This is a genomic window from Mesorhizobium sp. M1E.F.Ca.ET.041.01.1.1 (assembly GCF_003997355.1).
GTDB lineage: Bacteria > Pseudomonadota > Alphaproteobacteria > Rhizobiales > Rhizobiaceae > Mesorhizobium.
This window is the reverse complement of sequence record NZ_RZSL01000252.1, coordinates 1-8,517: the sequence shown is the minus strand read 5'-3', so window position 1 is coordinate 8,517 and position 8,517 is coordinate 1. Positions and strand designations below refer to the sequence as shown.

Genomic DNA, 8,517 nt, shown 5'->3' with positions numbered 1-8,517 from the left:
CCCCTGAACGCAGCCTCGGTGATCGGCGCGCCTTTCTGGTCGGTCAGCGCGAAGGCAGCGCCGAAGGGTTCGCCGCCATAATGGCCGCGGTACCAGTCGAAAGTGAGCCAGCCTATGCCCGCCGCCATCAGGACAAGAATGCCGACCAGAATTGAGCGCATCATCAGAAAACTATCCGTCGTGATCGTCGCGGCGCGCCGGACTGGGCGCGGGCCTGTTTTGACAAACAGTTCTAACGGTTCGGCGCGATGGGCGCAAAGATGTCGCGTTGCCGCAACCGTCACGGTTAACGGGCGCTCTCGGCTCGATATCGCGTCCAGCCGTCGAACGGCTTGCAAATGCCATGGTCTTATCCCACCTGACATCGGCTGAACCGCAAACCCGAGGAGGCTTCCTTGCGAAAACTGATCGGCTTGATTGCCGCATGTCTTGCCCTGAGCGCCGGCGCAGCGGCTGCCGACGAGGTCGGCAAGGTCGGCGTCGACTGGGTCGGCAACGACATCATGATCGACGCGATCAAGGATCCGAAAGTCGACGGCGTCACCTGCCACGTCGCCTATTTCGATCGCAGCATCATCGATCGGTTGCACAAGGGCAATTGGTTCGAGGATCCCTCCGATTCCTCGATCTCCTGCCGCCAGACCGGGCCGATCACCATCGGTGACATCGACATGAGCGAGAGCGGCGAGGAGGTGTTCAAGCAGGGCCTCAGCCTGATCTGGAAGAAGCAGGTGGTGAACCGCATCTACGACAAGAAGAACGAGACGCTGATCTATCTGTCGCATTCGCGCCAGGTGCAGAACGGCTCGGCGAAGATGTCGGTCACCACCGTGCCGCTCTACGGCCAGAACGTCGCGTGGACAAAGGGCAAGCCGCAATAGGCTTCCGATCGGCGGATGATAGGGTCCCGCTTGCGGGTCCAATCGCTCGGGCGTAAAGCCGCGCCATGGACCGTCCTGAACACCTTGTCCTGAAAGATCCCGAGCCGCGCATCCATCCGACCGCGGAACTGAAAGGGTGCAAGCTCGGCCGCTATGCCTCGATCGGCGAGCGGGTGATCCTGCGCGAGGTGACGGTCGGCGACTTTTCCTATTTCGAGCGCCATTCGGAAGCGATCTACACGACGATCGGCAAATTCTGCTCGATCGCCGCCAACAGCCGCATCAATGCGCTCGAGCATCCGATCGATCGGTTGACCCAGCACAAGATCAGCTACCGGCCGAACGAGTATTTCCGCTGGCTTGGCGTCGACGCGGCATTCCGCGAGCGGCGGCAGGCAAGGCCGGTCAGCATCGGTCACGATGTCTGGATCGGCCATGGCGCGGTCGTCATGCCTGGTGTGACTATCGGCAACGGCGCCGTCATCGGCGCCAATGCCGTGGTGACACATGATGTGCCGCCTTACGCAATCGTCGCCGGCGTTCCGGCGAAGCCTCTGCGCCAGAGGTTCGCCGCAGCCACGGCGGCGCGTATCGAGAACCTTGCCTGGTGGGACTGGGCGCCGGAAAAACTCGCCAGGGCGATCCCGGACATGCAGTCATTGCCGATCGAGGCCTTCCTCGATCGCTGGGAAGGCGCAACGCCCTGATTTTTCAAGATTTTCCGGAAGACGGTGCCCCTTCCGCCTTGCGGGGGTGGCGCGACGGAAGGGGCTGGAGGTAAACCGCCGTGAAGCGGAAGGAGCAGGCTTTTTGACCTGCATCGGCACTATGGCAACAAACGAATAAGGTGTTTTTTCGCGGCGAAACAGCTTTGGCGCGTATCCGATTGCATGCGCGTGCGGGCGGAAAATTCGATCGTCGGGAACCTGAGGGGCCGGCGCCTTGTTTCTCTCGAAACGCCGCGTTCTGGCGGCTCCGGCGAGGGATGGATGATCGAGAGACTTTTCACCAAGGTCGCCAATTGGGTGGCTCACTTGGCCGGTATGCCGCCGACCTTTGCCATCTGCGTTCTGATCGTGCTGGTCTGGGGGGTGACCGGCCCGTTTTTCGGCTTCTCGGACACCTGGCAACTGGTCATCAACACCGGCACCACCATCGTCACGTTCCTGATGGTGTTCCTCATCCAGAACACGCAAAATCGCGACAGCGCGGCCATCCAGACCAAACTCGATGAATTGATCCTGGTAAGCCGGGCCCACAACACCTTCATCGGCATCGAGCATCTGACCGAATCCGAGGTCGAGGAGATTCGCGACAAATGCGAAAAGGCCGCAAAGCGGCACGACCGGGAGGTCGCCCAGGCCGCCGTCAAAAAGGCGGTGGCGGGGAAGAACGGCACCAAGAAAAAGGCAGCCGCCTGAACGGACCCCGTCAGCGGTTCATGAAGGCGGCGAACGCGTCCTTGTGATCCGGATGCCAGCGCGACAGGGCAGGGCGGTTTTCGATGATGTCGCCGATCGCCCAGGCCATGCGCTTTTCATCCATCGGCCGCGCCACCTCGTTGTCCGGACAGAGGATGTAGAAGTCGTTCCGCTTGAGCGATGCCAGCATGAAATCGATAACCTGCTCGCCCGTCCAGGCGCCGGCCGGCTTTTCCGTCGCGCCTTCGGTCAGTCCAGTGAAAGTGAAGCCGGGGATGAGCAAATGCGCGGAAACCTTCGCTCCAGGCTCGTTGCGCAGCGCATGCGCCAGACCCTCGGTGAATGTCTTCACGCCTGCCTTGGAGACGTTGTAGGCGAGATTGCCGGGCGGCGTGGTGATGCCTTGCTTGGATCCGGTGTTGACGATCAGGCCGGGCTTGCCCGCGGCCAGCATGCGCGGCGCGAAGGCCTCGACGCCATGCACGACGCCCCAGAAGTTGATGTCCAGCAGCCGCTTCCAGGCGTCACGGTTTTCCCACGGCTTGCCCGGATTGTTGCCGACCCCGGCATTGTTCATCAGCACCGAGACTGCGCCGAATGCGCCGTAGGCAAGTTCCGCCAGCCGGTCGACCTCGTCGGCCTTGGAGACATCGGTAGGAATTGGGAGAACGGCATCGTCGCCGGCAATGGCGGCGACCGCCTGTCTGGCCTGGTCAAGGCGCACGCCGCCGATATCGGCAATGACCGTCTTCATGCCCATGGCGGCGAATCGCTTCGCCGCGGCAAGGCCGATGCCGCTGGCGCCCCCGGTGATGACGGCGACATTGCCGGAGGCAAAAGCGGGCAGGGCGGTCTGGATTTCGGCGTCGCTGGTCATGGTCCATGTCCTTGTTCGATGTCGAGCCGAACTTAACGCCGGCCGGAGCCGAGACAAGCCTCGATCGCCGCGATGTTTGACGCGAGGGCGGCAACGGGTTGACGGCAATAGCCGCAACGGTTGACGGCAATAGCCGCAACGGGTTGACCGCGACTGCTCGCCCCGCGCATGCTGGCAGGAAAGGAGCTCGACATTTGACCGACTGGATCGAAATCCTGAAGGAGCAGACCACCACCGGCGACCAGATGAGCCGCGAGGTGCCGAAGATGCTCGCCAACCCCGATATCAGCGAGGCACAGGTCAAGACGCTTTTCGCGGCGCTGGAGAAACAGGCGGACTTCGCCGAGAAGCTGCGTCTGGCCCTGGAAAAATTCGGCCATGATTTTCCCGTCATCACGGCGGCCGAGCGGCTGGAAGAACGCTATGCCGACCTAGCCGCCTCGGTGGCCGAGAAGCTGAAGGCGATGCGGAGGTAGGGCGGGTTTTTCGCAATTTCCGGACGGAAAACCGCTACGCACTTTTCCTGGAATTGCTTCGGTTATTTTTCGATCAGCCTTTCGAAGCGCTTGTCCGGCGCGAACCAGATGGTCGCAACCAGCACATAGATGGCCACGCCGATCCATTGACTGACGAAGGTCAGCGCTATCCCGGCCAGATAGAGGGCCAGCGAAATCTTGCCCTTGCGATCCTGGCCCACGGCCCTGGCAAAGGTCGTCTCGGCGCCGTGAAGATGGCGCAGCTTGATGACCAGGATGTTGTAGGCAACGGCGCAAAGCGCGAGGTCGACGCCGTAGACGGCGACCGGCACCGGCGCGAAGTGATTCTCGCCCATGAAGGCGGTGGTCACCGGCATCAGCGACAGCCAGAACAGAAGGTTGAGATTGGCCCATAAGACGCGGCCATCGACGCGCTGCACGGTGTGGAACATGTTGTGCAGATTGTTCCAGTAGATGCCGACATTGATGAAGGACAAGACGTAGGAGAAGAAGATCGGCCATAGCGGCGCCAGCGCGGCAAGGTCCTCGCCGTGCGGAACCTTCAGCTCCAGCACCATGATGGTGATGATGATGGCGACGACGCCATCGGTGAATGCCTCGACCCGTCCCTTGCCCATGGTTCCTCCTTTGTCGGTTGACAGACGTTACGCAAGGATTTCGCGCGAGGCCATACTGCCAGAATTGTCAGGAGGGCGTTCGGAATGCGGGATGGCCGCCACTACATGGGCGCTGGGGCTTGCAAACTGGCCGGAGGTTCCGATGACCAGCTACGCTCAGACAATCACGCGCGACAATGAACTCAGCGGCGGCGCGGCGATGGCTGCCGTCGCCGCCATGATTGCAGCACTCTTTACCGGCAGCACGGCTTTGACGCCGCTCTATGTAATCTACAAACAGGCCTTCGGGTTTTCGCAGATCACCCTGACGCTGGTCTACGCCGTCTATGTGATCGGCAATCTTGCGGCGCTGCTGTTTTTCGGGCGGTTGTCGGATGTCATCGGCCGCCGTCCGACGGCGCTGGCGGCGATGGCAGTCGCCGTGGTCAGCGCGCTGTTTTTCCTCTTCGCCGAAAACCTCGCGTGGCTCGACATCGCCCGCATCCTCAGCGGGCTGGGCATCGGGATCGGCGCGGGAACCGGCACCGCCTGGCTCGCCGAGCTGATCGAAGGCGAGGACAAGTCGCGGTCCGCCATCATTGCCACCAGCACCAACTTCGTCGGTCTCGGCCTCGGTGCCCTGATATCGGGCCTGCTGGCCGAATACGCGCCCTGGCCGCTCAGGCTGACATTCGCCGTCTATCTCGCTCTGCTGGCGCTGGTCACGCTGCTGATCTGGCGCACGCGCGAGACCGTGTCCGAGCCGGGACGGCTCTCCCACGTTCCGATGCGGCCGCGGCTTTCGGTTCCCGACAGCATCCGCGCGCGGTTCGTGGCGCCTGCGGTGACCGGCTTCGGCGCCATGGCTCTCGTCGGCTTCTATGCAGCGCTGGCGCCGAGCGTGCTGGCGCAGCAGCTGCATGTCACCAACCACGCCGAAGCCGGGGCTCTGTTCTTCGAACTGTCGATCGTGACTGCCGCGACGATCTTGGCGACGGCGCGGCTCGCCAGCCGCACCGTCATGCTGGCAGCGCTTGTCCTGATGATCCCCACGGTGGCGATGGTTGTCGCGGCGCAGGTCTTTGCTTCGATGGCGATCATGGTGATTGCCACCGCGCTCTGCGGCGTGGCGGCGGCGCTCGGCTATCGCGGCGGCTTGCAGGTCGTGAGCCAGATTGCGCCGGCCGACAGACGCGCCGAAGTGGTTTCGGCCTTCTTCATCTGCTGCTTCTGCGGCAATGCGCTGCCGGTTGTCGGCATCGGCGTGCTGTCGAGCTGGACGAATGCGATCGTCGCCAGCCTGGCCTTTGCAGCAATGATCACGATCTTCTCGCTGGTGGCGCTGGGGTTCGGCGCGCGCTACGCGAGGTGACCTCGAGCAGCCGCCAATCCAGCAGCGCCTTCAGCCGTTCGGCGTCTCGGGCGAAAGGCGCGCGCGCTGGCGCGGCACGCCGAGGCCGGTGTCCGGCGGCTCGCCGGCGGCCGGGCGCCCCTCGATCATGTGCATCGTGCGCCAGCGGCCGAAGCGATAGTAGGCGGCGGCCAGCACGAGAGAGGTGATCGAGCCGGCCGGAAAGCTCCACCACAGCGCTTCCTGACCGATGACGCTTCGCATGGAATAGGCAAAGCCGGTGCGCACGATGAGCACCGAGATGATCAGGATGATCAGAGGCGGCATGACGGCGCCGGTGGCGCGCACCGTGGCGAACAGCACGATGGTGATGCCGAACAGGATGAAGGACCAGGACGCCGCCTTGTTGATGTGCGCGGCGATGTCGATCGCCGTACTGTCGCCGCTCAAGAAGAGGCTGAGCACAGGCCTGTCGAAGAGGAAAAGCAGGGCCACCAGCGCGCCGGTCAGCACGAGGTTGAATCCGACGCCCGAAGCGGCGACCTTGCCGATGCGGTCCCAGCGTCCAGCGCCGACATTCTGCGCCGCCATCGATGACACGGCGGCGCCGATGGCCAAAGCCGGCATCTGGATATAGGTCCAGAGCTGCGCCGCGATGCCATAAGCCGCCGCAACCTGCGAGCCGTAGGAGTTGACGATCCCCATCACGGTCAGCGCCGCGGCCGAGATGACGATCATCTGCAGGCCCATGGGAATGCCCTTGGAGACGACGACGCGCAAAAGCGCCGGATCGGGCATGAGCAAAGCGAGGTTGCTGCCGGCCAGCCGCAGCGGGTGCTTACGCGCATAGAGCACAATCAGGATGGCGACCACGCTCACCGTTTGGCCGATCAGCGTCGCGGTGGCCGAACCGGCGATGCCCAACGCGGGGAAGGGGCCGATGCCGCGGATCAAGAGCGGGTTCAGGACGACATCGAGCACAACCGCCAGCGCCATGAAGACAAACGGCGTGCGCGAATCGCCGGCGCCGCGCAGCACCGTCATGACGAAGGACAACAGGTTCATCATCGGCATCGCGACGAAGATGATGCGCAGATAGCTGCGCGCCAGCGGCAAGGCATCCGCGGGCGTGCCGAGACCGGTGAGGATGGCGTCGACCCAGATCCAGCCGCAGACCGCGAACACCACCGAAACGAGGAAGAAGAAGGTCGCGCTTGTGCCGACGATGCGACGGGCCTCGGACAGGTCGCGGGCACCGACGGATTGCGCGACCAGAATGGTCGCGGCCATGCCGATGCCGAACACCGTGCCGAGGATGAGAAATAACACCAGATTGGCGTTGGAGGTCGCGGTCAGCGCCGCCTCGCCGAGGAAACGCCCGACCCAGACGGCGTTGATCGAGCCGTTGAGCGACTGCAGCACGTTGGAGCCGAGCACCGGCAAGGCAAACAGAAGCAGCGTACGCGGAATCGGGCCGCTGGTGAGGTCGTGGGTCCGCCGGTGAGCGGGCTTGTCGTCATCCATGACGGGCACCGAAAATGAATCAGGCCCGCGATGCTATCGCAGGCCTGACGCTCATGCATCCCTTCCGGGCTCGAAGCGATGGAGCGCCCCCGGCGGCGGTGCTAGTTCGCGGCGAGGCTGCTTCCCGACAGGCCGGGGAGGGTAACCTGGTAGACGAGGAAGGTGGTGTCGACGTCGGCGCCATCCTCGGCCTTGTAGGGGGCGCCGACCTGGAAGCCATCCTGGGTCAGGAAGTCGTTGTCGTTGGCGACGAACAGGAAATAGTCGTCGGGCAGCTTCGGATCGAGCACGCTCACCAGCGACATCGCTTCCCATTTCTCCGAGAGGTTGTTCTTGTCGTTCGGCGCGCCATTGTGCAGGCCGAAGCGGCCGAGCTCGCCCTTGTCGTTGATGTCGATGAAGGAGGTCAGCTTGGCCGGCGTCACCGACGGGTCGAGCACGCCTTTCGGCGCAACCGGCTTGTCGGCGGCATCGAACGGGCCGTTGGCGATATCGGTGGCGGCGGAGAGGTCGACGATCTCGATCTTGCGGTAAAGCGACTCATCGCCGTTGACGCCCTGGCCGTTGCCGCTGTCGCGCGCCAGCATCAGGAAGCTCTTGTCGGACAGCGCTACGATCTCGCTCTGCGCGGCCACCTTGGTCTTGCCCTTGGCGTCCTTGAACACCGGCAGCGGCACGACATACTCGTGCGCCAGCTTGAGGTGAGCGAGGTCGGAGGCGTCATAGACCAGCGCGCGCGTGTTCTGGCGCGTCGAGCCGGAATCGCCGCCATCCTGGCGTGGCGCCGACTGCAGCACGGCGATCAGGAATTTGCCGTCCGGCGTCATCGACATGCCCTCGAGGCCCTGATTGTTCTGGCGGCCGGTCTCGGGATCCTTCGGATCGGGCTCGGCCGCGCCCGGACCAGGATTGTCCGAAGCGAAATTCGGCTTGCCGTGGCGCATCGGCACCAGCGCCGCCGGCGGCTGGGTTGCCGACATCAGATGGCCGTCGGCCGAGAAGCGGTAGATGTTGGGGCCATACTCGTCGGAGATGAACAAGGTGCCGTCGGGCAGTCTCACGATCGCTTCGTCGTCCAGCGAAAGCTTGCCGTTGTCGGCCTGCGGCAGGATCGGCATCTCGCCGGCGGTTTCACGCACGCCGTTCAGCGGATCGAGGCCGGTGGCGTCGGCGCCCTTGTCGTCAGTCAAGAGCATGGTGTCGGCGAGCGTCACTTTCACGCCCGACTGTTCCTTCCCGGCGGCGGGCACGGCGCCCGGAGCGGTCGGGGTCAGCTCGATCGAGATGGTGTTGAGGCGCGGGCGGTAGTCGGTGGTGCCTTCGACGTTGTAGCCGCGATCCGGCAGCAGCCAGAGCGAACCCCTGTAGCC

The 8,517-nt window shown here is 63.9% G+C and carries 9 protein-coding genes and 1 pseudogene; 5 read left to right on the top strand and 5 right to left on the bottom strand.

The window, feature by feature from the left end:
* Window positions 1-164, bottom strand: a pseudogene (locus tag EOA38_RS40455) (SCO family protein); the annotation flags it as partial.
* A 231-nt stretch (window positions 165-395) separates the two neighbouring features.
* Here EOA38_RS40455 and EOA38_RS20150 point away from each other — a divergent pair.
* From EOA38_RS20150 to EOA38_RS20140, 3 genes are all read left to right on the top strand, one after another.
* The gene (locus EOA38_RS20150) at window positions 396-881 is read left to right on the top strand and encodes a CreA family protein (RefSeq protein WP_189349985.1); all 486 of its coding nucleotides are present in this window, start codon (window positions 396-398) and stop codon (window positions 879-881) included.
* A gap of 65 nt (window positions 882-946) precedes the next feature.
* Window positions 947-1,588 carry a DapH/DapD/GlmU-related protein gene (locus EOA38_RS20145; RefSeq protein ID WP_127300042.1) on the top strand — a complete coding sequence of 214 codons (642 nt, stop codon included), beginning with the start codon at window positions 947-949 and terminating at the stop codon, window positions 1,586-1,588.
* Between the two features lie 282 nt (window positions 1,589-1,870).
* A complete protein-coding gene (locus EOA38_RS20140) occupies window positions 1,871-2,302 on the top strand; it encodes a low affinity iron permease family protein (RefSeq protein ID WP_189349987.1) in 432 nt (143 codons plus the stop codon).
* Between the two features lie 10 nt (window positions 2,303-2,312).
* Here EOA38_RS20140 and EOA38_RS20135 read toward each other — a convergent pair whose 3' ends face one another.
* Window positions 2,313-3,179 carry an SDR family NAD(P)-dependent oxidoreductase gene (locus EOA38_RS20135; protein WP_127300041.1) on the bottom strand — a complete coding sequence of 289 codons (867 nt, stop codon included), beginning with the start codon at window positions 3,177-3,179 and terminating at the stop codon, window positions 2,313-2,315.
* 194 nt (window positions 3,180-3,373) lie between these two features.
* On the opposite strand from EOA38_RS20135, the gene EOA38_RS20130 reads away from it, so the two are divergent.
* Window positions 3,374-3,655 (top strand): hypothetical protein, encoded by a 282-nt coding sequence (locus EOA38_RS20130; protein ID WP_126093108.1) that lies wholly within the window; start codon window positions 3,374-3,376, stop codon window positions 3,653-3,655.
* 62 nt (window positions 3,656-3,717) lie between these two features.
* Here EOA38_RS20130 and EOA38_RS20125 read toward each other — a convergent pair whose 3' ends face one another.
* The gene (locus tag EOA38_RS20125; RefSeq protein ID WP_127300040.1) at window positions 3,718-4,293 is read right to left on the bottom strand and encodes a TMEM175 family protein; all 576 of its coding nucleotides are present in this window, start codon (window positions 4,291-4,293) and stop codon (window positions 3,718-3,720) included.
* 142 nt (window positions 4,294-4,435) lie between these two features.
* Here EOA38_RS20125 and EOA38_RS20120 point away from each other — a divergent pair, with 142 nt between their 5' ends.
* The gene (locus EOA38_RS20120) at window positions 4,436-5,644 is read left to right on the top strand and encodes an MFS transporter (RefSeq protein WP_127300039.1); all 1,209 of its coding nucleotides are present in this window, start codon (window positions 4,436-4,438) and stop codon (window positions 5,642-5,644) included.
* 30 nt (window positions 5,645-5,674) lie between these two features.
* On the opposite strand, the gene EOA38_RS20115 is transcribed toward EOA38_RS20120, so the two are convergent.
* Entirely contained in the window at window positions 5,675-7,147 is a 1,473-nt protein-coding gene (locus tag EOA38_RS20115; protein ID WP_127300038.1) for an MATE family efflux transporter, read from the bottom strand.
* 101 nt (window positions 7,148-7,248) lie between these two features.
* On the bottom strand, window positions 7,249-8,517 hold a 1,269-nt coding region (locus tag EOA38_RS20110), incomplete at its 5' end, for an esterase-like activity of phytase family protein (RefSeq protein ID WP_127300037.1).